At 68.8% G+C, this 23,386-nt stretch carries 21 protein-coding genes and 1 pseudogene; 8 read left to right on the forward strand and 14 right to left on the reverse strand.

Annotation, left to right across the window (positions count from 1 at the left end; all coding sequences use genetic code 11):
* Window positions 1-51: 51 nt before the first annotated feature.
* Window positions 52-540 (reverse strand): histidine phosphatase family protein, encoded by a 489-nt coding sequence (locus LPA45_RS25300; RefSeq protein WP_116318900.1) that lies wholly within the window; start codon window positions 538-540, stop codon window positions 52-54.
* Between the two features lie 213 nt (window positions 541-753).
* On the opposite strand from LPA45_RS25300, the gene LPA45_RS25305 reads away from it, so the two are divergent.
* Together LPA45_RS25305 and LPA45_RS25310 are read left to right on the forward strand one after the other, a co-directional pair.
* Window positions 754-1,413, forward strand: coding sequence for a dienelactone hydrolase family protein (locus LPA45_RS25305; RefSeq protein ID WP_116318901.1), 660 nt, complete (start codon window positions 754-756; stop codon window positions 1,411-1,413).
* Window positions 1,414-1,530: 117 nt separating this feature from the next.
* On the forward strand, window positions 1,531-2,580 hold the full coding sequence (locus LPA45_RS25310; RefSeq protein ID WP_317921809.1) for a phytoene/squalene synthase family protein: 1,050 nt from the start codon (window positions 1,531-1,533) through the stop codon (window positions 2,578-2,580).
* A 16-nt stretch (window positions 2,581-2,596) separates the two neighbouring features.
* Here LPA45_RS25310 and LPA45_RS25315 read toward each other — a convergent pair whose 3' ends face one another.
* Both LPA45_RS25315 and LPA45_RS25320 read right to left on the reverse strand, forming a co-directional pair.
* A complete protein-coding gene (locus tag LPA45_RS25315) occupies window positions 2,597-3,775 on the reverse strand; it encodes an FIST N-terminal domain-containing protein (protein WP_317921810.1) in 1,179 nt (392 codons plus the stop codon).
* A 102-nt stretch (window positions 3,776-3,877) separates the two neighbouring features.
* Window positions 3,878-4,876 (reverse strand): tripartite tricarboxylate transporter substrate binding protein, encoded by a 999-nt coding sequence (locus LPA45_RS25320; RefSeq protein WP_116318904.1) that lies wholly within the window; start codon window positions 4,874-4,876, stop codon window positions 3,878-3,880.
* A 194-nt stretch (window positions 4,877-5,070) separates the two neighbouring features.
* Between LPA45_RS25320 and LPA45_RS25325 the strand changes: the two genes are divergently transcribed.
* The 3 genes from LPA45_RS25325 to tcuB all read left to right on the forward strand — a co-directional run bounded on the left by LPA45_RS25325 (window position 5,071) and on the right by tcuB (window position 8,727).
* Window positions 5,071-5,997, forward strand: a complete 927-nt coding sequence (locus LPA45_RS25325; RefSeq protein WP_317921811.1) for a LysR family transcriptional regulator — start codon at window positions 5,071-5,073, stop codon at window positions 5,995-5,997.
* A 128-nt stretch (window positions 5,998-6,125) separates the two neighbouring features.
* On the forward strand, window positions 6,126-7,535 hold the full coding sequence (gene tcuA, locus LPA45_RS25330) for an FAD-dependent tricarballylate dehydrogenase TcuA (RefSeq protein WP_317921838.1): 1,410 nt from the start codon (window positions 6,126-6,128) through the stop codon (window positions 7,533-7,535).
* Window positions 7,522-8,727 (forward strand): tricarballylate utilization 4Fe-4S protein TcuB, encoded by a 1,206-nt coding sequence (tcuB, locus tag LPA45_RS25335; protein WP_317921812.1) that lies wholly within the window; start codon window positions 7,522-7,524, stop codon window positions 8,725-8,727. Before tcuA ends, tcuB begins: the two co-directional genes overlap by 14 nt.
* A gap of 20 nt (window positions 8,728-8,747) precedes the next feature.
* Here tcuB and LPA45_RS25340 read toward each other — a convergent pair.
* The 8 genes and pseudogenes from LPA45_RS25340 to LPA45_RS25375 all read right to left on the reverse strand — a co-directional run.
* A pseudogene (locus LPA45_RS25340) lies at window positions 8,748-8,975 on the reverse strand (CoA-binding protein); the annotation flags it as partial.
* Window positions 8,976-9,003: 28 nt separating this feature from the next.
* Window positions 9,004-9,966 carry a tripartite tricarboxylate transporter substrate binding protein gene (locus LPA45_RS25345; RefSeq protein ID WP_317921813.1) on the reverse strand — a complete coding sequence of 321 codons (963 nt, stop codon included), beginning with the start codon at window positions 9,964-9,966 and terminating at the stop codon, window positions 9,004-9,006.
* Between the two features lie 73 nt (window positions 9,967-10,039).
* Entirely contained in the window at window positions 10,040-11,398 is a 1,359-nt protein-coding gene (locus LPA45_RS25350; protein ID WP_317921814.1) for an MmgE/PrpD family protein, read from the reverse strand.
* Between the two features lie 439 nt (window positions 11,399-11,837).
* The gene (locus LPA45_RS25355) at window positions 11,838-12,845 is read right to left on the reverse strand and encodes a tripartite tricarboxylate transporter substrate binding protein (protein ID WP_116318909.1); all 1,008 of its coding nucleotides are present in this window, start codon (window positions 12,843-12,845) and stop codon (window positions 11,838-11,840) included.
* A gap of 197 nt (window positions 12,846-13,042) precedes the next feature.
* Complete coding sequence (locus LPA45_RS25360; protein WP_317921815.1) at window positions 13,043-13,774, reverse strand: SDR family NAD(P)-dependent oxidoreductase; 732 nt, start codon at window positions 13,772-13,774, stop codon at window positions 13,043-13,045.
* A gap of 76 nt (window positions 13,775-13,850) precedes the next feature.
* The gene (gene pcaF, locus LPA45_RS25365) at window positions 13,851-15,053 is read right to left on the reverse strand and encodes a 3-oxoadipyl-CoA thiolase (RefSeq protein WP_317921816.1); all 1,203 of its coding nucleotides are present in this window, start codon (window positions 15,051-15,053) and stop codon (window positions 13,851-13,853) included.
* Between the two features lie 61 nt (window positions 15,054-15,114).
* Window positions 15,115-15,753, reverse strand: coding sequence for a 3-oxoacid CoA-transferase subunit B (locus tag LPA45_RS25370; protein ID WP_116318912.1), 639 nt, complete (start codon window positions 15,751-15,753; stop codon window positions 15,115-15,117).
* A 26-nt stretch (window positions 15,754-15,779) separates the two neighbouring features.
* Window positions 15,780-16,451, reverse strand: a complete 672-nt coding sequence (locus tag LPA45_RS25375; RefSeq protein ID WP_317921817.1) for a 3-oxoacid CoA-transferase subunit A — start codon at window positions 16,449-16,451, stop codon at window positions 15,780-15,782.
* A gap of 529 nt (window positions 16,452-16,980) precedes the next feature.
* Between LPA45_RS25375 and LPA45_RS25380 the strand changes: the two genes are divergently transcribed.
* A complete protein-coding gene (locus LPA45_RS25380) occupies window positions 16,981-17,247 on the forward strand; it encodes a hypothetical protein (protein ID WP_317921818.1) in 267 nt (88 codons plus the stop codon).
* 104 nt (window positions 17,248-17,351) lie between these two features.
* On the opposite strand, the gene LPA45_RS25385 is transcribed toward LPA45_RS25380, so the two are convergent.
* On the reverse strand, window positions 17,352-20,414 hold the full coding sequence (locus LPA45_RS25385; RefSeq protein ID WP_317921820.1) for an SMC family ATPase: 3,063 nt from the start codon (window positions 20,412-20,414) through the stop codon (window positions 17,352-17,354).
* Window positions 20,411-21,559 (reverse strand): exonuclease SbcCD subunit D, encoded by a 1,149-nt coding sequence (locus LPA45_RS25390; protein ID WP_116318916.1) that lies wholly within the window; start codon window positions 21,557-21,559, stop codon window positions 20,411-20,413. The genes LPA45_RS25385 and LPA45_RS25390 overlap by 4 nt, the downstream gene beginning before the upstream one ends.
* 162 nt (window positions 21,560-21,721) lie before the next feature.
* On the opposite strand from LPA45_RS25390, the gene LPA45_RS25395 reads away from it, so the two are divergent.
* The gene (locus LPA45_RS25395) at window positions 21,722-22,078 is read left to right on the forward strand and encodes a YgiW/YdeI family stress tolerance OB fold protein (protein WP_116318917.1); all 357 of its coding nucleotides are present in this window, start codon (window positions 21,722-21,724) and stop codon (window positions 22,076-22,078) included.
* 164 nt (window positions 22,079-22,242) lie between these two features.
* Here LPA45_RS25395 and LPA45_RS25400 read toward each other — a convergent pair whose 3' ends face one another.
* Window positions 22,243-22,449 carry a dodecin gene (locus LPA45_RS25400; protein ID WP_116318918.1) on the reverse strand — a complete coding sequence of 69 codons (207 nt, stop codon included), beginning with the start codon at window positions 22,447-22,449 and terminating at the stop codon, window positions 22,243-22,245.
* Between the two features lie 237 nt (window positions 22,450-22,686).
* Between LPA45_RS25400 and LPA45_RS25405 the strand changes: the two genes are divergently transcribed.
* Window positions 22,687-23,382: a phospholipase D family protein gene (locus LPA45_RS25405; RefSeq protein ID WP_116318919.1), complete on the forward strand. Its 696-nt coding sequence runs from the start codon at window positions 22,687-22,689 to the stop codon at window positions 23,380-23,382.
* Window positions 23,383-23,386 lie beyond the last annotated feature (4 nt).

Raw genomic sequence — 23,386 nt, forward strand, 5'->3', positions numbered from 1 at the left:
CCGGATGGTCAAGCCGGAGATATCGCTGCAATGCCCACGCCCCGCATTCGGCTACGACTTCCTGGGCGAATCCAGCGAGACTTTCGACGGGGAGATTTCCCCGATATCCGCCCACGCCTTCGTGTCGAAGCGGAATTTGGCGACGGCGCAGGTCGGCATGTCGGTGATCTCGCCCGACAGGCGCTGCGCGAAGTCAGTGAACTCGGGGTTGTGACCGAACAGCATCACGCTGCCAAGCTTCTTGTCGAGCGCACGGACGACGGCCAGCAGATCATCCGCACTGCTGGCGTACAGCCGGTCATCGATCACGATGTCCTTGCGGGCATAGCCGAGTTCGTCGGCGATCAGGTGCGCCGTGGTCAACGCGCGCACGGCCGGACTCGACACGAGCAGGTCTGGCTTTACCTTGCGCTCGGCCAGGCGCTTGCCCATTTCCGGGGCGTCGCGCAGGCCGCGATCGTCCAGCGGGCGCTCGCGGTCAGGCAAGGAGGGGTCATCGCGGCTTGACTTGGCGTGGCGGACGAGAAACAGGGTCTTCATGGCCCCTCCTGATGCATCGGGATGCTGGTCGATGGTTGGTGGATTATTGGTGGATTATTGGTGGATTGCCGCTCGATTCCGCGCGTCAGCGGACCAGCGCACGGCGGCTGGCCTCGCCGCTACGCTCGCCCTATAGTGGACTGCGATGGGGCCGATTGCAACGCGGGCAGCGCCGAAGCACCATCATTCAGCACCATCTTCCGGAGGGCGGTCATGCGCAGCAGCAGTGCAGATGCCATCGAGGTTGTGATCCCCGCGGGTAGCGTGGCGTTGCAAGGCATACTCACCTTGCCGCCAGGCGCTGGCGCCCTGGTATTGTTTGCGCACGGCACCGGCAGTTCCCGGCATAGCCCGCGCAACCAGTATGTGGCCGCAGAACTCAACCGCTGCGGCATGGGAACGCTGTTGATGGACCTGCTCATGCCCGAGGAAGACCAGGTGCAGGCGATCCGCTTCGACGTCGGGCTGCTGGCCATGCGGCTGGCACAGGCGACCGACTGGGTAACGCGGCAGCAAGGCGTGCCACCGCGGTTGGGCTACTTCGGCGCCAGCATTGGTGCCGCCGCGTCGATCCGTGCCGCGAGCCAGTCGCCGATCCCGATACACGCCATCGTCTCACGAGGCGGCAGGGTCGACCTGGCGGGCGCCGACGCCCTGGCCAGACTGCTCGCGCCCACCATGCTGATCGTCGGCGGGCTGGATGTGAGCGTCATTGAACGGAATGGGCTCGCCTTTGCCCAGCTCAAGTGCCAGAAGAAGCTGGTGATCGTGCCCGGCGCCTCCCATTTGTTCGAGGAGCCCGGCGCACTGGAATCGGTCGCGCGCCTGGCGGCGCAGTGGTTCGAGCGCTATCTGGGCAAGGCCTCGCCCTGACCAGGATCTGCGGATCCGGGACCTGTCCCTCGCGCCGAAGGTACAATCCCCGGGCCCGGCCTGAGGCCCAGGCGGGCCGTGCCATTCCGCAAACCTCTCAGGGAACAGACACCACTCATGCGCGAACCCAGCCGGGCGTTCCTCCTCGGTCCGCTGCTCAAGGGCGTCTCGCGTTCGTTCTATCTCACGCTGCGCGTGCTGCCCGCGCGGATGCGCGACCCGGTAGGGCTGGCCTACCTGCTGGCGCGCGCCGCCGACACGATTGCGGATACGGCGCTGGTTGCGCCGGAAAGGCGGCTGGCATTGCTGCTGTCCTTGCGTGACCAGGTCAACGCCAACACGGATGGCGCGGCGCCGGCCCTCAGCATTGCGGCGGAGATGGCTCGCCACCAGGAGCAATCCGATGAGCGGATCCTGCTGGAGTCGCTCGATCCGGCGCTGGCGGTGCTGACGCAACTGGAGCCAGCCGACCGGCAAGCGGTCAGGCAGATCGTTTCCACCCTCAGCGAAGGCATGGAGTTCGACCTGCGCACGTTCCCCGACGAGCGCGCCGGCCGCATCGTGGCGCTGCCCGACCTGGCGGCGCTGGACCACTACACCTACATGGTCGCCGGATGCGTCGGCGAATTCTGGACCCACATGACCGCGGCGCACGTGCCGGGTGCGATCAACGGCGACCTCGGCGCCATGCTGCGCAGTGGGGTTCGCTTCGGCAAGGCGTTGCAGATGACCAATGTGCTGCGCGACTGCGGCAAGGACCTGCGCATCGGCCGCTGTTACCTGCCGGCGTCGCTGCTGGTGCAGCACGGGCTGGGTCCGCAGGACTTGCTGCTGCCGGACGCCTCGGTGCGCGCGCATGCCCTGATGCGGTCGCTCGCCGGCATGACGCTGGCGCATTTCCACGAGGCGATGGCCTACACGCTGGCCATCCCGCGGCGTTTCGTGCGGCTGCGGCTGGCCTGCCTGTGGCCAATCCTGATCGGCATGGAGACCTTGCTGCTGCTGGTGCGCAACGCGCACTGGCTGGACCCGGCCAGGGCCTCGAAGATGCCGCGCCGCGAGGTCTACCGCATGGTGGCGTCTTCGCTGCCGATGGTCTGGTCGAACGGCCTGCTGCGCAGCTGGTTCACGCGCCAGGTGCGCAGCATCGAAGCCGTCATTCGCTGAAGTGCGCCGTGCCCGTTCAGTGACTGGTGAAGACCGTCAGCACTCCCGTATAGCCATAGAGGTGATCCCGCGCGATCTCGCCGCCGGCAAAGAAACCGGCCAGCGGCAGGTCACCCAGCGCGCCGCGCACGGTCTGCAGCTCGGCATGCGGTGCGCCGAAATGCGGCCCGCCCCGGCCTGAGCAGCTGATGTAGAGCGCGCCACGCGCGTGGCCGCCGCTTTGTTCAATATCCGCGCGGACTTCCGTGGCGATGCGTTCCAAGTCTGCACGCGCCGCGGCTGCGTTGCGCATGCAGAACGCGAGCCGCATGCCAGGCTCGACCTGGTCGGCAAGCGCGAGCACGCGATGCTGCACATCCAGTCCGATCAGGTGGCGCACCAGCGTATCCGAGCCGAACCTGCCCGGCTGCACCGGTGCATCGTCGGTGGAAGCGTTCAAGCCGGCGAGCGTTCCCGACAACGCTGCCGCCATGGCTTCGACCGGCGCATCGCGCTCGACGCCCAGGTCCTGCAGCACGCAATCCAGCGCCGGCTTGCCGTCCAGCGCGAACAGCAGGTTGTGTTCGCTGCGCGTCACCGCGCGTGCCGGCCCGATCGGCTGGCAGCCCTGCGTGACGCGGGAGACAAGTTCGACTTCCGGGCCGAACAGCACGCCCGACAGCCCGCCGGAATACACGCCGTCGGCAATATGCAGGGTACGGTTGCGTGCCGAGCTCAGCCCGCCGAACAGGTAGCCGGTGGCGGTGCGGGCGCTCAGCTCGTGCAGCAGCTCCTGCACGTCCGGCGTGCTGCCCTCGGCATGCACCAGCGCGGTATGCGGGACGAAGCCGGAAGACGCGGCCGGCAAGGGCTGGCGCCCGGAGAACAGCTGGAAGCTGCCGCGCGGGAACGGCGCCGCCAGCAGCACCATCGCCGGCTGGTCGAAGTACTCCACGCCGCTCGCCGACACGCCCAGCCCGACCGTGCCGATCCACGACACCCCGGGCCAGTTCTGTTGCAATGCGGCAAGAATGGCCTCCGCGGCCAGCGCGTAGTAGTCGCTCAGGTAGCACCAGCCAAGCGTCAGCGGCGGCGCATGGTCCAGCCGCGCCTGGCGCAGCAGGTCCTGCGTGTCGAGCTGGCGCTGGCAGTCGGCCAGCGCGACCTGCCACTCGGTATGCGCGGCGTCAGCGTGAACAAAGGTCAGGTCATGCATGGCTTGCCTCCGGGTCCAGGCTGGCGACATACCATTGGACTCCGGCAGGCAGCAGGTGTTCAGGTCCCCGCCTCAATGTAGGTGAATGCGCGCGGCCCTCGCTTATTCCGCCTTCGCTCCCGATTCGCGCGCGACCTTGACCCACTTGTCGGTTTCGGCGCGGATAAACGCGGCGAGCTGGGGCGGCGCCATGTCGCCGGCGGTCACGCCCTGCTCTTCAAAGCGCTTCTGCACGTCGGGGGCCTTCAGCAGCTTGCCGAGTTCGGCCGACACACGCTGCTCGATCCCCGCCGGCGTGCCGCGCGGCGCCATCAGCGCGAACCACGTCGTGACTTCATAGCCTTTCACGCCGCTCTCGGCCAGCGTCGGCACGCCCGGATAGGCGCCGGAGCGCTTCGCGGTGGTGACGGCCAGCGCCTTGACCTTGCCGCTGCGCACGTGCTGCGACGCCGACGGGCTGGTCTCGATCGCCATCTGGATCTGGCCCGCGATCAGGTCGGTCATCATCGGCGCGCCGCCCTTGTACGGTACGTGCGCGATATCGGTCCCGGTGAGCGAGCGGAACAGCTCGCCGGACATGTGCTCGGTGCTCCCGATGCCGGCCGAGCCGTAGTTGACCTTGCCGGGATGCGCCTTGATATAGGCGATCAGCTCCGGCACCGACCGCGCCGGGATGGCGGGATTGACCACCAGCACGTTGGGCGTCAGCGCCACCAGCCCCACCGGGTCAAGGTCGCGCGTGAACTCGTACGGCAGGCTCTTGTAGATGGCCGGCGCCATGGTGTGCGCCACGGTGGCGAGCAGGAAGGTATAGCCGTCGGGCTGCGCGCGCGCGACGTTGGCCGCGCCGATGGTGCCGCCGGCGCCGGGGCGGTTGTCGATCACCACCGGCTGCTGCAGCGCCTCGCCCAGCTTCTGGCCGACGGTGCGCGCGAGGATGTCGGTGGTGCCGCCGCTGGCGAAGGGCACCACCAGCGTGATCGGCTTGGTCGGCCAGGGGTCGGCAGCGAATGCGGCGGTGATGGCGGCGGGATTGCCCAGCACGGCGGCGGCGGCCAGCGCGGCAAGCACGCCGCGGCGGATGCGCGAAACGGAAGGCATGCAGTCTCCTTTGCGGGAAGTCATGTTGTCATGTTGTTATCGGACGGCGGGCAGGCGCCCGCTTCTGGTGGTGCGACTCTACGCAGCCGCCGCGGCGCGCGCCATCGGGCGGACGTTAAGGGGTCTTCAGGATTCGTGAACCGCGACAGGATTTCCGCTACCATGCCGGCAAATTGCGGCAGCGGGGACGCGACATGGAACTGAGGCAACTGCGCTACTTCGTCAGCGTGATCGAGCATGGCAGCATGGGCAAGGCGGCGCTGGAGCTGGGCGTGGTCACCTCCGCGCTGAGCCAGCAGATCAGCCGGCTGGAAAGCGAACTGTCGACGCGGCTGCTGCAGCGCACCTCCACCGGCGTGGTCGCCACCGATGCCGGGCTGGCCTTCTGGCGCCAGGCCCAGCTGGCGCTGCGCCATATCGACGACGCCGCGCTGGCCGCACGCCAGGCGCGCTTGTCGGGCCACGTCAGCGTCGGGCTGCCGCCCAGCACCGCCGGCGTGCTCGCGCTGCCCTTCATGCAGGCCATGCGCGAGCGCTACCCCGACGTGCGGCTGCGCATGGTGGAAAGCCTGTCCGGCTACCTTGGCGCCATGCTGAGCGCGCGCCAGATCGACCTCGCGGTGCTGTTCAGCGAGGAGCCGGCGCAGCGCTGGAGCGTGCTGCCGCTGCTCGACGAGCGCCTGTTCGTGATCGGCGCCGAGGGCCTGGCCGGCATGCCGCGCGGCGAAAGCACCTCGGTGGCGGCGCTGGGCAAGCTGCCGCTGATCCTGCCCAGCGGCTCGCACGGCTTGCGCGCGCTGGTCGCCGCCTGCTTCCGGCAGGCCAGGCGCGAGCCGCAGGTGGTGGCCGAGATCGACGGCCTGGCCATCCTGATGGATGCCGTGCAGGGTGGCCTGGGCGCCACCATCCAGCCCGGCGCGGCGCTGGCGCGCAGCCAGGGCACGCCCTACCGCAGCGTGCTGCTCACCGACACCGGCGCGACCCGCCCCAACCTGCTGGTCAGCCTGTCCGACGACGAACTGTCGCCCGCGGGACTGGCCGCGCGCGTGGTGCTGGCCGACGTGGCCGCCACGCTGGTGCGCGAAGGGCGCTGGCCGGGCGCCACGCTGCGGCCGCGCTGACGCCTCTGGGGGTTGTCCCCGCCAGGGCTTCACGAAAGCTGAAGCCCCCTTGCCGCGGCCCTGATGGCGGCTTTTCGCCTTGCCGGCCAAGATGGCGCCAGCAAGGAGGCAATCCGATGGCAGACGAATTGGTCGATGTATTGGTAATCGGCGGCGGCAACGCGGCCCTGTGCGCGGCGCTGATGGCGCGCGAAGCCGGGGCCTCGGTGCTGTTGCTCGAATCCGCGCCGCGCGCCTGGCGTGGCGGCAATTCCCAGCACACCCGCAACCTGCGCTGCATGCACGACGCGCCGCAAGACGTGCTGGTCGATGCCTATCCCGAAGAAGAGTACTGGCAGGACCTGCTCAAGGTCACCGGCGGCATCACCGACGAGCACCTGGCGCGGCTGGTAATCCGCGCCTCGTCCGGCTGCCGGCCATGGATGCGCAGGCATGGCGTGCGCTTCCAGCCGCCGCTGTCGGGCGCGCTGCATGTGGCCCGCACCAACGCCTTCTTCATGGGCGGCGGCAAGGCGCTGGTCAATGCGTATTACCGCAGCGCCGAAGCGATGGGCGTGCAGGTCCGCTATGAAACCCCGGTCGACGCGATCGAGATGGATGGCGACCGCTTCGTCGCCGCACGCAGCGGCAGCCAGCGCTTTACCGCGCGCACCTGCGTGCTGGCCGCGGGCGGCTTCGAGTCCAACCGCGAATGGCTGCGCGAGGCCTGGGGCCAGAACGAACGCGGCGAATGGCCCGCCGACAACTTCCTGATCCGCGGCACCCGCTTCAACCAGGGCGTGCTGCTGCGCCACATGATTGAAGCCGGTGCCGATGCCATCGGCGATCCGTCGCAGTCGCACTGTGTCGCCATCGATGCGCGCGCACCGCTCTATGACGGCGGCATCTGCACGCGCATCGACTGCGTGTCGCTGGGCATTGTCGTCAACCGCGACGCCGAGCGCTTCTATGACGAGGGCGAGGACTTCTGGCCCAAGCGCTATGCGATCTGGGGCCGTCTGGTGGCGCAGCAGCCCGGGCAGATCGGCTACTCGATCATCGACAGCCAGGCCATCGGCCGCTTCATGCCGCCGGTGTTCCCCGGCGAGAAGGCCGACACGCTGCCTGAACTCGCGCGCAAGCTCGGGCTGCCGGAAGCGCAGTTCGTTCGCACCGTGCAGGACTACAACGCGGCGTGCCGCGTCGGCACCTTCGACCATACCGCGCTGGACGATTGCCATACCGAGGGCTTGGTACCGGCCAAGACGCACTGGGCACGGCCGCTGGACCAGGCGCCTTTCTACGGCTACGCGCTGCGGCCGGGCATCACCTTCACTTACCTGGGGCTCAAGGTCAACGACCGGGCCCAGGTGCATTTCGGCGGCAGGCCGAGCGGGAATCTGTTCGTGGCAGGGGAAATGATGGCGGGCAACGTGCTCGGCAAGGGATATACGGCCGGGGTCGGCATGTCGATCGGCACGGCGTTCGGACGTATCGCTGGCACGCAAGCCGCGCGAGCGGCTGGCATCAAGACGGGAGCGGTTCATGCAGAAGCTTGAAGCCCTGGCGCGCGAGGCCGCGCAACTGGCCGGCGAGGATGCAGGCACGATTGCCACGCCTGGCGCCGGTCGCGTGATTCGCATTCTGCCGCTGACCGACAACGAAGCCGAAGTCGCGCGGCAGATGCAGATCTGCAATGCCTGCCGCTACTGCGAAGGCTTCTGCGCGGTGTTCCCCGCGATGACGCGGCGGCTGGAGTTCGGCAAGGCCGACGTCAACTACCTGGCGAACCTGTGCCACAACTGCGGGGCGTGCTATCACGCCTGCCAGTACGCGCCGCCGCATGATTTCGGCGTCAATGTGCCACAGGCGATGGCGAAGGTGCGGCTGGAGACGTACAGCGAATATGCGTGGCCGGCGCCGCTGGGCAAGCTGTACAAGCGCAACGGCCTGACGGTGTCGGTTGCGCTTGCCTTGGGGCTGGCATTGTTCCTGGTGCTGGCAGTGATGATGGGTGGTGCCCTGTGGCAGCGGCATGCCGGCGGCAACTTCTACGCAGTGTTCCCGCACAACACGCTGGCTGCGATGTTTGGTGCGGTGTTCGGGTTTTCGGTGCTTGCGCTTGGGGTTGGCGTGCGGCGGTTCTGGCGCGACGTGTCGGCCGGCACGGCGTCAGCGCCTGCGGTGGCCGAGGCCGCGAAGAACGTGCTGGCGCTGACCTACCTGGATGGTGGGCATGGCGACGGATGCAACGAGACCAGCGATGGCTTTACGCTGGCACGGCGGCGTTTCCACCATTTCACGTTCTACGGCTTCATGCTGTGCTTTGCCTCGACGGCGGTGGCTACGGCGTACCACTACCTGCTGGGCTGGCATGCGCCGTATCCGGTTGCGAGCCTGCCGGTGCTGCTGGGTGTCGCTGGCGGGGTCGGGCTGCTGATCGGGCCTGCTGGCTTGCTATGGCTGAATCTCCGGCGACATCCGATGCAGGGAGATGTGCGGCAACGGCCGATGGATCGGGGTTTCATCGCGCTGCTGTTGCTGACCAGTGCCACCGGGCTCGGGTTGCTGGCATTGCGCGACACGTTGGCGATGCCGTTGCTGCTGGCGGTGCACCTTGGCGTGGTGATGGCATTGTTTGCGACGCTGCCGTACGGGAAGTTTGCGCACGGGATTTATCGAAGCGCGGCACTGCTCAAGTCTGCGACCGAGAAACGGCAAGGGGGCGGGCCGCAGGTGGGAAGCGATTGAGGCTTGTGAGCAGGCCTGCGTTCCGCAGCGCGCGCGGGCACCACGCCGAGCTCGGCCAGCACCGCGTCAACCACCGCATCGTCGCCGGCAATCGAGGCAGTGTGCGAGCGCGCCGCCGCGCCGTCCACCTCGCTGCGCCCTACCTTCATCATCACGACCGGCTTGCGCGCCCGGCGCGCGGCGTCCAGTGCCGCCACCAGGCCGTCGCCGTCGTTGATCCCTTCGGAGTAGAGCGCGATCGCCTGTGTCTTCTCGTTTGGCAGGCCTGCGTGGCGATCATTGCGCCTCGATCTTTGCCTTCGTGATGACCTCGCTCCACAGCGCCAGGTCTTGCCGCAGGCGCTCGGTGAACTGGGCGGGGCCGCTGATGCTGGGCGTGTAGCCGCCCCGCGCCAGGCTTTGCCGGAACGCGGCGTTGTTGCCGACCTCGCGGTTGGCCGCCACCAGCCGCTCGACCACGGCCGGCGGCAGCCCGGGCGGGCCGATCAGGCCGAACCAGCCGCTCACGTCGAAGCCCTTGAGCCCGGACTCGGCGACGGTCGGCACGCCGGGCAAGGCGGCATTGCGCGCCTGGGAAGTCACGGCCAGCGCCCGCACCTTGCCGCCCTGCACATAGCCGATCGCGGTGCCGGTCACGTCGAACATGAAGCCGATCTTCCCGCCGATCAGGTCGGTGACGGCCGGGGAATTGCCCTTGTACGGCACATGGAGGAAACGGACGCCGCCGCGCTGGGCGAGCAGTTCCGCGGCGAGGTGGTTGGATGCGCCGACGCCCGCCGAACCGAACGCCATGGCGTCGGGATGGCTCCTGGCATAGCTGACCAGGTCATCCACGCTCTTCAGCGCAGACTCGTTCGGCACCAGCAGCACGTTGGTATACGTATTGAGCAGGCCGACCAGCGTAAAGTCCTTGAGCGGCTTGTAGGTCGCCGTCTTCTGGACCAGCGGGGCCATGGTCAGCGTCGGGCTGCCGACGAAGAAGAGCGTATAGCCGTCCGGGCTTGACCGGGAAGTCTGGGTCGCGGCAATGGCACCGCCGGCGCCCGCGCGGTTGTCGATCACGACCGGCTGCCCCAGCGCGTTGCCCAGGTGCTGGGCATAGACCCGCGCCGCGCTGTCGACCGGACCGCCGGCCGCATAGCCCACGATCAGCCTGATGGGCCGCGAGGGGTAGTTGTCCGACGCACCGGCGAGCCCGGCCAGTCCGCCCAGCACGGCGGCGACGATCCATTTTTTCATGCCTGTCTCCTTGATTTGCGCTGCATCCATGGCAGCGTCCTGAATGGGTTTTGCCCGGGCCAGACTGGCCTGCTCAGGCGGCCTCGCCGGCCATCCAGGCGTGCAGGCGTGGATACAGGTCCGGTGCCTGCAGCGCGTCAAGGGTCTCAACAAAGACCCACAAGGCCTGCGCCGGCTGCGTGCCCAGCAAGGCCGCGACCTTGCCGCGCAGGCGGGTAGCCCGGGTTTCATACGTCATCGGGTCGGCCAGCTCGACCTGGCAGGCCAGCGAGACGCCCGAGCGGGTGAGCACGGTGGCGCGGCAAGCGGTATCCGCGACAGCCGGATCCGGGCAGATCTCGACGCGTCGGGCGAGTTCCGCCAGGCTGGCATCGCGGCAGGCGGCGTCGGAGAACGACGCCAGCGCGGCCGTGTCCACACCGGCCAGCACCATGGCAGCCGTCAGCGAAAGACTGAACTTGGCTTCCAGTGCAGTCGCCGGCTGCGGGATGCAGCAGACCGGCAGCCACTGCGGCGCGATGTCGAGCGAAACACCGGCAATGTCGCCGGGCTGCAGCCCGTGCCGCGTGCGCAGGGTCTTCAGGGCTTCCAATGCCGGGTGCGTACCGTGGCAGCAGGCGTGGAACTTGTGCTGGACGTCGACAAAGCGGAAGGCTTCGGGCAGGCCGGCGAACGGTTCGTCCGCACAGCCTTGCGCCGCGCCATGGGTGGCCGCAAACCCGCCCGGGCATTCGATGGCATCCGGGCGCGCAATGAAGCCCAGCGCGGCGAGCGCGGCCGCTTCCACGCCGGTGGAGGCGGCCATGCCCGCGTGAAATGGCTTGGCCATCGTGCCGAACTGGCACTTCAGGCCGGATGCCCGCGTGGCCGCCAGGCCCAGCGCGTGGGTGGCCTGTCCGGCGTCGAGGCCGAGCAGGCGGGCGCTGGCAGCGGTGGCGCCAAACGCGCCCGAGGTGGCGGTCTGGTGGAAACCGGCGTTGTAGTGCGGCCGGCCCAGCCATCCGCCCACCCGGCAGGTGATCTCCACACCGATGAGGAAGGCTTCGAGGAGCGCCTTGCCGCCGGCCTGCTGCTGTTCGGCCACGGCCAGCGCGGCTGGCAGCACGGCTACGCTCGGGTGGCCGACGAAATCGAAATGCGTGTCGTCGTAGTCCAGCGCATGCGCCACCGCGCCATTGAGCAGCGCCGCGGCGCGGGCGGGGATACGCGCGGACAGGCCGAAGGCACTGGCTTGCGGCGCGCCGCCTTCCTGGCGCACCAGCTCGCGCACGGCCTGGCTGACCGGCTCCCGCGTGCCGGCAATCGCCACGGCCAGGCAGTCATAAATGGAAAGCCGGGCGATGTCGAGCGCATCGGCCGGAAAGCACAGCGTGCGGTCAACCGCGAAGCTGGCGGCGCGCGCGGTCACGGTCGGCGCAACGGCGTGCGTCATGGCACCCCCCGCGTTCACGCTGCCACCCTGGTCATGGGTGGCCTTACAGTCAGTTTTCGCACCTTGCACTCCTGGCTGCGCCGTAATGGCGGCGATAATGTACGTACATAATAGTGCGAATGCCAGGGGGGGTGGCAAGCCTTATCTCAGCCACCCACCCGAACCGGGTTGGAGCATTTCGACAATATCCCTGCAAGAACGGCTGCCTGCATACCCAGACAGTTTCGGACGACAGCATCCGCCACCGTCGCTGCCGCTCTGTTCAGTAGGCAATATGTACGTACATAAATGAAGCAGGAGCGCGACGTTGCCGAAAGGCCAGGCGCCTCGCACTGGGCCACCAAAAAACAAAACCCCACATTCCGAAGAATGTGGGGTCATCAGCCATCTGGCCGGCCCGACGGAACCGGCGATTATCCAGGCAACGAAAACTTCAGGCTCAGTCCACCGTAGCGCCCGAGGCCTTCACGACCTTGGACCACTTGGCGGTTTCGGCTTTCATGAATGCGGCCAGCTGCGCCGGCTTTTCCGGATTGGGTTCAGCACCCTGGTCAGCCATCTGCTTCTTCACTTCCGGCATGGCCAGGATCTTGACCACTTCAGCGTTCAGGCGATCGACGATGGGCTGCGGCGTGCCGCCCGTCGCGTACAGCGCGAACCAGGAAGTCGCTTCATAGCCCGGCACGCCCGACTCGGCCACGGTCGGCACGTTCGGCAGCGCCGGCGAGCGCTTGGCCGAGGTCACGGCGATTGCGCGCAGCTTGCCCGCCTTCACGTGCGGATACGACGACGGCATGTTGTCGAACATCAGACCGATCTGGTTGCCCAGCAGGTCGTTCACCGCCGGCGCGCTGCCCTTGTAGGGGATGTGCTGGATATGCAGGCCGGTCATCGAGTTGAACAGCTCACCCGACAGGTGCATCGACGAGCCGCTGCCCGACGAACCATACGACAGCTTGTCCGGATTGCCCTTCACGTAGGCGATCAGTTCCTTGACGTTGTTGACCGGCACCTTGGGGTTCACCACCACCAGGTTCGGCACCATCGCCACGCGCGAGATCGGCGCGAAGTCCTTGACCGGGTCATACGGCAGCTTGGAGTACAGCGACTGGTTGATCGCGTGCGTGCCGATGGTGCCCATGAACAGCGTGTAGCCGTCGCCCGGCGCCTTGGCCGCCAGCGAGGCACCGATATTGCCGCCCGCGCCCGGACGGTTGTCGATCACCACCGGCTGGCCGAGCGCCTTGCCCAGCTGCAGGCCGACGATACGCGCCAGGATGTCGGTGGTGCCGCCGGCCGAGAACGGCACGATCAGCGTGATCGGCTTGGTCGGGTAGCCGCCTTGTGCGTGCGCGGCGCCAGCGAAGCCGGCAAAGGTGGTGGCCAGCGCCACGCCGGCGGCGAGCAGGCGGCGGCGCGTGGTGGAGGTCTGGGAATCGTGTCTCATCGGTATTACTCCGGTAAAGCTGTCCCGACGGAGATTGGGGCCCGTGCAGGACGTTGTGCTGAAATGGCGTGATTGCCGTTCCCGAACGGATGCTGCGCACTCGCGCGCATCCTGGTTGGCGGCCCGGCTCTGGGCCGCCATGCGTGACGTTTGGTTAACGTCTCTTCTTGTCGAATCTTTGAGTGCCGGGGGCGCGCTTAAACCGGCGCAACGCCCAGCGTGGTGCCGCCGCATACGTACATCACCTGGCCGGTGACGAAGCCGTTGTCGGGCGACAGGAAGAACAGCGCGGCGCGCGCGACATCCTCCGGGGTGCCCATGCGCTTGACCGTAATGCTGGCGAGGATGCGCCTGGTCTGCTCCGCGCCTTCCGGATTGCTCTTGCGGAACAGCTCGGTGGCGATCGGGCCCGGGGCCACGGCGTTGACGGTAATGCCGTCGCCGCCCAGTTCCATCGCGAGCGTGCGGGTCATGCCGATCAGGCCAGCCTTGGTGGCCGAGTACACCACGCGCTCGGGCTTGCCCAGCGCCGCGCGCGAGGCCATGTTGACGATGCGGCCGAAGCCTGCGGCGCGCATCGCGGGCAGGCAGGCTTGCAGCAGCAGCAGCGGCGCTTGCAGGTGCAGGCCGCTCACGTAGTCCAGGTCGGCAACGGTGGCGCTGTCGGCGGTGCCGGGGCGCGTGGCGCCGGCATTGTTCACCAGGCGCGTGACGGCGAAGCGCGACGTGACCTGCTCGGCCACGGCGCGGGTCGCCTCGGCGTCGGTCAGGTCGGCCTGGAAGAAGGTCATGCCGGGATGCGACCAGGCCGGCGCGGCGTAGTCGACATTGACCACCTGGCTCACGCCATCGGCCAGCAGCATTTCACAAATGGCACGGCCGATGCCGGAACTGCCGCCGGTGACGAGGGTGGCTACGGGGAGGGACATCTTTGACTCACTTTCAAGACTACCGCAGGCAAACGCCCTCTCGCCTGATGCGAGAGGGCGCCTTGCCGTTCTGCTGTTAAACGCGCTCGATCACCATGGCGATGCCCTGGCCCACGCCGATGCACATCGTGCACAGCGCAAAGCGGCCGCCGGTGCGGTGCAGCTGGTACATCGCGGTGGTGACCAGGCGCGCGCCGCTCATGCCCAGCGGGTGGCCCAGCGCGATCGCGCCGCCGTTCGGGTTGACGCGCTTGTCGTCGTCGGCCACGCCCAGTTCACGCAGCACGGCCAGGCCTTGCGCGGCAAACGCTTCGTTCAGCTCGATCACGTCGATCTGGTCCAGCGTCATGCCCAGTTGCCTGAGCAGCTTCTGCGTCGCCGGTGCCGGGCCGATGCCCATCACGCGCGGGGCCACGCCTGCGGTGGCCATGCCGACGATGCGCGCACGCGGGGTCAGGCCGTGTTGCTTGATGCCGGCTTCGCTCGCCAGCAGGATCGCGCAGGCGCCGTCGTTCACGCCCGAGGCGTTGCCGGCGGTGACGGTGCCGTCAGGGCGGACCACGCCGCGCAGCTTGGCCAGCGATTCCATGCTGGTGGCGCGCGGGTGCTCGTCGCCCTCGACCACGATCGGGTCGCCCTTCTTCTGGGCGATGGTGACCGCGGTGATTTCCTGCGCCAGCGTGCCGTCGGCCTGCGCGCGCGAAGCCTTCTCCTGGCTGCGCAGCGCCATCAGGTCCTGGTCTTCGCGGCTGATCTTGTAGTCGGTGGCGACGTTCTCGGCGGTCTCGGGCATCGAGTCCACGCCGTAGGCCGCGCGCATGGCCGGGTTGACAAAGCGCCAGCCGATGGTGGTGTCGAAGATCTGCGCATCGCGCGAGAAGGCGCTGGTGGCCTTGCCCATCACGAACGGGGCGCGGCTCATGCTTTCCACGCCGCCGGCGATCATCAGTTGCGCTTCGCCCGCCTTGATGGCGCGCGCGGCGGTGCCGGTGGCATCCATGCCGGAGCCGCACAGGCGGTTGATGGTCGCGCCCGGCACGTCCTGCGGCAGGCCCGCCAGCAGCGACGACATGCGCGCCACGTTGCGGTTGTCTTCGCCGGCCTGGTTGGCGTTGCCGTAGATCACGTCGTCGATGGCCTTCCAGTCCACATTGGGATTGCGGGCCATCAGCGCCTTCAGCGGCACCGCGCCAAGGTCGTCCGCGCGCACGGCGGACAGGCTGCCGCCGTAGCGGCCGATGGGCGTGCGGATGGCGTCGCAGATAAAGGCTTCGGTCATGGTGTGTCTCTCTCGTCTGGTTGGTATCGGTGCGGTACGGATGCGGTGGCGATGCCGGCGCTCAGGCCTGCTTCAGGGGCACGCCGGTCAGGCGCTGCAGTTCTTCGAAGCTCAGCCCTTCCACCAGGTCGCGCGCGACCAGACCGTCGGCGGTCACGTCGAGGGTGGCAAGGTCAGTGTAGATGCGCGTCACGCAACCGATGCCGGTCAGCGGATAAGTGCACTGCGGCACGACCTTGCTTTCGCCCTGCTTGGTCTGGTGTTCCATCATCACGAACACCTGCTTGGCGCCGATCGCCAGGTCCATCGCGCCGCCCACGGCGGGGATGGCGCCGGGTGCGCCGGTGTGCCAGTTGGCCAGGTCGCCCTTCTCCGACACCTGGAACGCGCCCAGCACGCAGAAGTCGAGGTGGCCGCCGCGCATCATCGCGAACGAATCGGCGTGGTGGAAGTACGAGCCGCCCGGCTTGATCGTCACCGGCTGCTTGCCGGCGTTGATCAGGTCGCCGTCTTCTTCACCGGCAGCGGGCGCGGGGCCCATGCCGAGCAGGCCGTTCTCGCTGTGCAGCAGGATTTCCTTGTCTGCCGGCAGGTGGTTGCCGACGAGCGTCGGCAGTCCGATGCCGAGATTGACCACGGCACCTTCGGGAATGTCTTTGGCCACGCGGGCGGCCATCTGATCGCGGGTCAGGCGTTGCATGCTGTTTCTCCTGTTGCCTGTCGCGTTTATGCGGACTTGGCGATCTTGACGACGCGCTTGACGAAGAGGCCCGGCGTGACGATGTGTTCGGGATTCATTTCGCCCAGCTCCACTACCTTGTTGACCTGCACGATGGCGCACTTGGCGGCCATCGCCATGATCGGGCCGAAGTTGCGCGCGGTCTTGCGGTAGGTGAGGTTGCCCCAGCGGTCGGCGGTGTCGGCCTTGATCAGCGCGAAGTCGGCGTGGATCGGGGTCTCGAACACGTAACCCTGGCCGTCGATGATGCGGGTTTCCTTGCCCTCGGCCAGCGGCGTGCCGTAGGCGGTGCGGGTAAAGAAGCCGCCGATGCCGGCGCCGGCGGCGCGGATGCGCTCGGCCAGGTTGCCCTGCGGCACCAGTTCCAGCTCGATCTCGCCGGCGTGGTACAGCGCGTCGAACACGTACGAGTCCGTCTGGCGCGGGAACGAGCAAATGATCTTGCGCACGCGCTTGGTCTTCAGCAGCGCGGCCAGGCCGGTGTCGCCGTTGCCGGCGTTGTTGTTGACGATGGTGAGGTCGCGCGCGCCTTGCTCGATGAGCGCGTCGATCAGTTCCGCGGGCATGCCTGCGAGGCCAAAGCCGCCAATGAGGATGGTGGCGCCGTCGTGGATGCCGGCCACCGCCGCTTCCACCGTGTCGTATAGCTTGTTGATCACTTGCGTTCCAGGTCGGAAGATCCGCAGGCTACCGGAGCGGGCCGCAAGGCGCGGCGCATGAAAGACTGTCTCCAGATGCCCGCCGGAAGGATGTTCATATACGGCCGGGCGGCGTTGGTGCCGCCTGTACCGCCCGTTGAACGGTCCAGCAGTCTGCGTGGTGTTGTTTGGTGCTGTGCCGTCCGGCACAGCCGCGATCCGAAATGCGGCCGGTGGTTGGCCGGCTTTTGTTCGCTATTAGAACTTGAATTCGCAGAATGAACAGATTACACCTGCGCGCGGGCGACGGTCAACCGGTCGGCCGGCAAGGGATGCAGACGATGGGCGATCACCGCGCGGGGTGACGGCGGCGTCCCGTGTAGGACAGGGCCGACAGGGGAATCGGTTCGCTGTCGATGTTGCGCCGCGGTCGCGGCGGCTATCTTGGAATCAGAAGAAGGCAGCGCCCATACAGCAGTCCCCGGACCACCGGCTCAGGCGCGCCGCCCAGCTAGAAACACGAAATACAGACAAGAAACAGGAGCCCACCATGGCCACCGCCAACCTCCCGAATGCATCCACGCAACATGCCGCAGCCCTTGCGCGCATCCTGCAGGTTACGCAGCAGGCGTGGGGACTGGGCCAGGACGGCATCGTACCCTGCGCCGCCACTGCACAGGCCGCGCACGCCGCGCAGGCCGCACCCGCAAAGCGCGCGCCCGCGCTGTCGCGCCGCGCGCGCCTGGCCCTGGCCGCCGCGCGGGCGTTCGAGGCGCAGGTCATGGCGATCCGCTGCCGGCAGGTGTTTGTCGCCTGACTAAGGAACACTTCGCGGAACACCTCGCGGAACACCTCACTTTACCCGCTGCCACCTGCTACCCGCTGCCACCAGCCAGACCAGCCAGACTGGCCGGCAGAATTTCAGGCCATGGCTGCCACGCCGCTCAGCACCGCGCGGCTGCCACCCACCCCCGGCCGCACTTCCAGCCGCACATCAATGCGCTCCCGCAGCTCAGCCACGTGCGAAATGATCCCGACCAGCCGACCGGCCTGCTGCAGGTCGAGCAGCGTGCGGATGGCAAAGTCCAGGCTTTCCGGATCCAGCGTGCCGAACCCTTCATCGACGAACAGCGTATCGAGCTGGATCCCGCCCGCGCGCGACTGCACCACGTCGGCCAGGCCAAGCGCGAGCGACAGCGACGCCAGGAAGCCTTCGCCGCCTGACAGCGTATTGGCCGGCCGCGGCGCACCGGTGTCGTGGTCGAACACTTCGATATCCAGCCCGCCGGCACTGCGCTGGTCGGCCTGCTCGCGCACGCGCTGCAGCACATAGCGGCCCCGGCTCATCGCCAGCAACCGCGCCGACGCGGCTTCCAGCACCTCATCGAGCAGCGTGGCCAGCACGAAACGCTGGAACGTCATGCGGCGCGGGTTGTTGCCGTTGGCGACCTCGGCCAGCCGGCCGAGCACTGCATAGCGGGCTTCGATGTCGCGGCCCTGCGCATCAAGTTGCTGCAGGCGCAGCTGGCATTGCTGCAGCAGGCCCCGCGAGCGGCCGCGATCCGCCTGTTGCCGGACCAGCGCTTCCACCGCGTCGGCGGCGGCCTGCCCGGCAGCACGCAATCCATCCAGGTCCGGCACGCCGAGCCCTTGCGCCGCGGCCTCGGCGCGCTCGCGCAGTCGGGCGGCGGCGACCAGCTCCGCATCGAAGGCGCGCAGCGCCTGGTCAATGCGCGCCATGTCGGCATCGGGCAGGCTGGCCGCGGCATGCGCCGCTATATCGGCAATACCTTCCCGCTCTAAAGCTTGCACCAGCGCGCATTGCGCCTCGGCGAGGCGCGTGGTGGCTTGCGCCTGTGCCTGCCGGGCCGAGCCAAGCGCGGCCTGCGCGGCGGCGGCGTCCGTGGCGGCTTGCCGGTCCGCCGCCTGCGCGGTGGCAAGGGCGCGCTCCAGCGCAGCGGCATCGGCCTGCGCCTGGCGCAAGGCTTCGGCCAGCGCCACCGGATCGCGCGAATCCTCGGGAACCTGCGCGCAGGCCACCTGCCATGCGACCTGGCACTGCGCCAGCGCCTGCGCAGACGCTTCCGCTGCGGCGGCGGCATCGCGGCTGGCGAGTTCGGCCGCCTCGCGCGCGGCGCGGCTGGCGGCAATGGCGGCTTCGCACTGGCCGACGCTGGCAGCTGCCTGCTGGCCTGCTGCCAGCGCGGCCGCGAGCGTGGCGATCTCGGTCTTCAGCTGGTGCGCGGCCTCGTCCGAGACGTCGCCCAGGGCCTGCGCGAGTTCGTCGGCACGCTCACGCGCCTGCGTGGTGGCGGCCTGCGCGGCCTGCAGCTGGGCGGCGCAACGCACCGCCTGCGACTCGGCTTCGAGCATGGCCCCGCGCGCCTGCTCCAGCGCGTCGTCCGACAGCGGCGTGTCGACATGCTGCGCCGGGGTCGGATGCGAGCTGCTGCCGCATACCGGGCAAGCCTCGCCGGTGGCAAGCGCGGCCGCCAGCCGTGCCGCCTGGCCGGCGCGCCATGCGGCTTCGGCTTCGGCCAGTGCGTCGCGGCGGCGCTCGCGCATGCGGTCAGCCAGTTGCTGAGCCGCTTCCACGTCGGCGGCCTGCGCAACGGCGTTGGCAAGCGCCTGCATCGCCTGGGCATGGCGGCTGAACTGCCGCGATTTTTCCTGCAACGCGGCAAGCTGTAGTTGCGTGCCTTGTAGTTGCGCGGCAGCAAGCTGCGCCCGCCCGAGCGCGGTCTCCGCCGCCGCTGCGTCGACCTGGCTCGCGGCCAGCCTGGCGGCGCCACGCTCGCGCGCCACGACGGTGGCAGCTTGCTTCTGCTGTGCCGCCTCCAGGGCCTGCCGCAGCGTGCCGAGCTGGCGCGCGCGCGGCAGCATGGCGTCAAGTTCCGTGCAGCGCTGCTGGGCGGCCGCGCGCAAGTCGGCACGGGCGGTCTCGGCCTGCAATGCGGCAGCGGCTTGCGCGGCCTGCTGCGCGGTGCGCGCCGCGCCCGCGTCGGCCTGCTCAAGCGCTGTCCCGGCCGCCGCGTGGTCCCGCCGCGCTAGCTGCCACTGCTGCAGCGCGGGGCTGACGCGCGCCGCGCGCTGCGCGGCCTGCAGCCGCACACGTTCGGCCTCCATCGCGGGCTGCTGTGCCTGCAGCGCAGCGTGCGCGGCCTCGGCCTGCTGGCGTTCCCGCAGCCGTGCCGCCACCTGTTCGCCCGCGCCGAGTGCCGCCTGCGCCGCGGCCAGCGACTGGCGTGCGCCCTGCTCCTGCGCCTGCAGCGCATGCATTTCCGCGTGCAGCGTGGCGATGCCGTCGGCGAGCGCCTGCGCGCTCTCCATGCCGGCCTGCCGCAGCGCTTCGTCGCGCTGGATGCCGATGCGCTCGGCATCGCGGCGGATGCCGGCCGCCTGCGCCTTCAGCAGTTCTTCCACGCGGCGATAGAGCTCGGTGCGGAACAATCGCTCCAGAATTGCCTGCCGCGCCTGCGAACTGGCGGTCAGCAGTTCGCGGAAGCGCCCTTGCGGCAGCACGATGACCTGGCGGAACTGCGCGCTGTCGAAGCCGAGCAGATCGCGGATGGCATCGCTGACCTTGCCCGGCTGGCCGGCCTTGCTGACCCAGCCGTTGCCGTCATGCTGGTCGAGCTGCGCCTTGGCCGGCTCCGTCAGCCAGCCTTCGCCGCGCTGCTTGGGCCGCTCCTGCGCGGGCGAGCGCACCACGCGCCAGCGCTGCGCGCCCAGGCTGAATTCCAGCGTGACTTCGGTGCGCAGTCCCGGCGCGGCATTGGCGCTGCGCATGGCCTGCGCGCTGCGCTCGCCGCCGGAGGTATCGCCATACAGCGCGAAGCAGATGGCGTCGAGCAGCGTGGTCTTGCCGGCGCCGGTGGGGCCATGGATCAGGAAGAAGGCCTGGTCGCCGAGCCGCGTGAAATCGACCTGCTCGGTCGCGGCAAACGGCCCGAAGGCCTGCAGGGTCAGTTGCAACGGTCTCATGCCGACTCCCGTTCCGCCGCCGCCATGCCGGCCAGCACCTGGTCGAGCACTTCGCGGTGGCCCGGCTCCAGCTCGGCATCGGCCACCTCGCGGAAAAAGCTGGCAAACAGCTCGCCGGCGCCAAGCTGGCGCAGCTGGCGGCCGGCTTCCGAAGCCGTGCCGCTGCGCGCCAGCACCGTGCGCTCGATCGCCAGCGCGTTGGGATAGACCTGGCGCAGCTTGGCCATCGGGTCGAGCAGCGCACCGGCATCGGTCAGGCGCGCGTGGATATAGTCGTCGCGCTGCGGGTCATTGGCGCCGGCGGCAAGCAGCGCGGCCAGTTCGCCTTCCACCACGCGCACGTCGCGCAGCGGCTGCAGCGGCACCGGCGTGATCGACACGGCGCCGTCGGCATCCAGTTCGATGCGCGACACCGACTTGTCGTGCGCGCACTCGGACAGCGAGTACTTGAGCAGCGAGCCGGCGTAGTGGATACGCCCGCCGCCCAGCGTCTGCGGCCGGTGCAGGTGGCCCAGCGCCACCAGGTCGAAACCGGCGAACAGGTCCGCCGCCACGGCGCCGCTGCCGCCGACCGACAGCGGCCGCTCCGATTCGCTGGCCGCACCGCCGACCACGAAGGCATGGCCGACCACCACCGCGCGCACGCCCCGCGGATGGACCGCACGGATCGCGTCGAGCTGCGCGCGCAGCGCGGCTTCGTGCGAGACCAGCTCCGCGCCCATGGCGTCGCGCACCACCGCTGGCTCGGCATAGGGCAGCGCGTAGAGGCGCACTTCGCCGTGCGCGTCGTGCAGCGTCACGCTGGCGGCATCGGCCAGCGTGCGGCCGGCCACGTGCAGGCCCTGCGCGCGCATCAGGCGCGCGCCGAATTCCAGCCGCTGGGCGCTGTCATGGTTGCCGGCGATCATCACCACCGGCACTCCGGCATCGACGACGATGCGGGCCAGCACGTCGTCGAGCAGCGCCACCGCCTCGGGCGGCGGCACGGCGCGGTCATAGACGTCGCCGGCGATCAGCACGGCGTCGGGTCGTTCGGCTTTGACCAGTTCAACGAACTGGCCGAGGATATGGGCCTGGTCTTCCAGCAGGCTGCGGGCATGGAAGAGCCGGCCGAGATGCCAGTCGGCGGTGTGCAGGAAACGCAATCTGGGATCCGGTGGATGGGTGAATGCGGCAGCGCGCGCGGCACGCGAATCCCGAATGATAAAGCGTCGCGGCGCCCGCGCCGCCGTTCAGCGACGGTTCAGCCGTGCCGGCGCATCATGCATGCCATCGCCCCCGGGTCCCAACCTTGATGGAGAACGCACATGAAACACATCCTCACCGCCACCGCCGTGGCCCTCGCCCTTGGACTTGCCGCCGCCGGCGCCAGCGCGCAGTACACCGGGCCCTCGTCGATCCCGGCGATGACCGTGAAGGCGTTGCAGGCCGACGGCAAGGACGACCAGCACGCGGTGCTGCGCGGCAAGATCGTCAGCAGCGCCGGCGACGAGCGCTACCTGTTCGCGGACGGCACCGGCCAGATGAAGGTAAAGATCAAGCAGAAGGTATGGCCGGCGCAGAAGCCTGTCGACGCCAACACCACGGTGGAACTGGTCGGCGAGTACGACAAGGAACTGATCGGCGAATCGCACTTCGACGTGAAGGAGATCCGCCTGCCCTGAGCGGCCCTGGCGCTGCGCTGCGCGGGCACCAGGCCGGCGGCGCTACAGCGCCGGCCTTGTTTTCACCGCCAGCGCAGTCAGGAACCATACGCGGCGCAAGCAGCGGGCGCGCCGCCAGCCCGCGACGCTGCGGCCAGGGATGCCCCGCTGCTACAGCGCCGCGCTCAGGTCACGCGGAAGCCGACCTTCAGCGTGACCTGGTAATGTGCGACCTTGCCGTTTTCGATATGGCCGCGCGTTTCCACCACTTCGAACCAGTCGATGTTCTTGATGGTTTCGCCAGCCTTGGCGATGGCGCTGCGGATGGCCTGGTCGCAGCCATCCGGCGAAGAGCCGACGATTTCGACCAGCTTGTAGGTATGGTTCGACATGTCCCTCTCCTTGGTGGGCAAGCCCGCGGGGTTCCATCCATCATAGGCGCCATGCGCCGATAGTCCCAAGGCCGGTGCCGCCGGCACAAATCCTGTTACACATCGCCCTTTGCCAGTGGCGTAAGCGGCTGCTACGCTGCGGTCCCGCGCATCACAGCCCGCGCCGCGCGGCGCGCGCAGGCTGTCCCTGACCGAAGCCAGCATAACCGTCGCGACCAACGCGCCCTGACTTACCGAATGTTCCGCCGTACCGTACTGGGCCTTGCCCTCGCCGCCGCCGTATCGGCCTTTACCTCGTTCAGCCCCTTCGCGCTGCTCGCGCATGCGCGTTCGGCGTCTGGCTTCGACCAGGTCACCGAGTCCATCACCAGCAGCATCAGCGACACCTTCAGCGACGCGGTGGCCAAGCACCTGCCCTCGCGGTCCGGCAAGCCGGCCCAGCCGCCCGAGGCCAGCCCCGCGCCGAGCAAGGCGTTCGCGCAGGGCAGCGGCTACACGCTTTGCTTCGTGCCCGACGGCGCGAGCTGCCAGGCGCTGCTGGTCAATGCGATCCGCAGCACGCGGCGGCAGCTGCTGGTCCAGGCTTACTCGTTCACCAGCGCGCCGATCGCCGAGGCCGTGGCGCAGGCGCACCGGCGCGGCGTGGACGTGCGCGTGATCCTGGACAAGAGCCAGGAGTCGGAGCGCTATACCAGCGCCACGTACCTCAAGCACGCGGGCGTGCCGGTGGTGATCGACAACAAGCCCGCGATCGCCCACAACAAGGTGATGGTGTTCGACGACCAGGCGGTGTTCACCGGCTCGTTCAACTTCACCAAGTCCGCGCAGGAGCGCAATGCCGAGAACGGCATGCTGATCCGCGGCGATGCGGCGGTGGTGAAGGCCTATACCGACAACTGGCACAAGCGCTACCGGCAATCGCGCGCTTATTGAGCGC

This window comes from Cupriavidus sp. Agwp_2 (genome assembly GCF_040784895.1).
In the GTDB taxonomy this organism is placed as follows: Bacteria; Pseudomonadota; Gammaproteobacteria; order Burkholderiales; family Burkholderiaceae; genus Cupriavidus.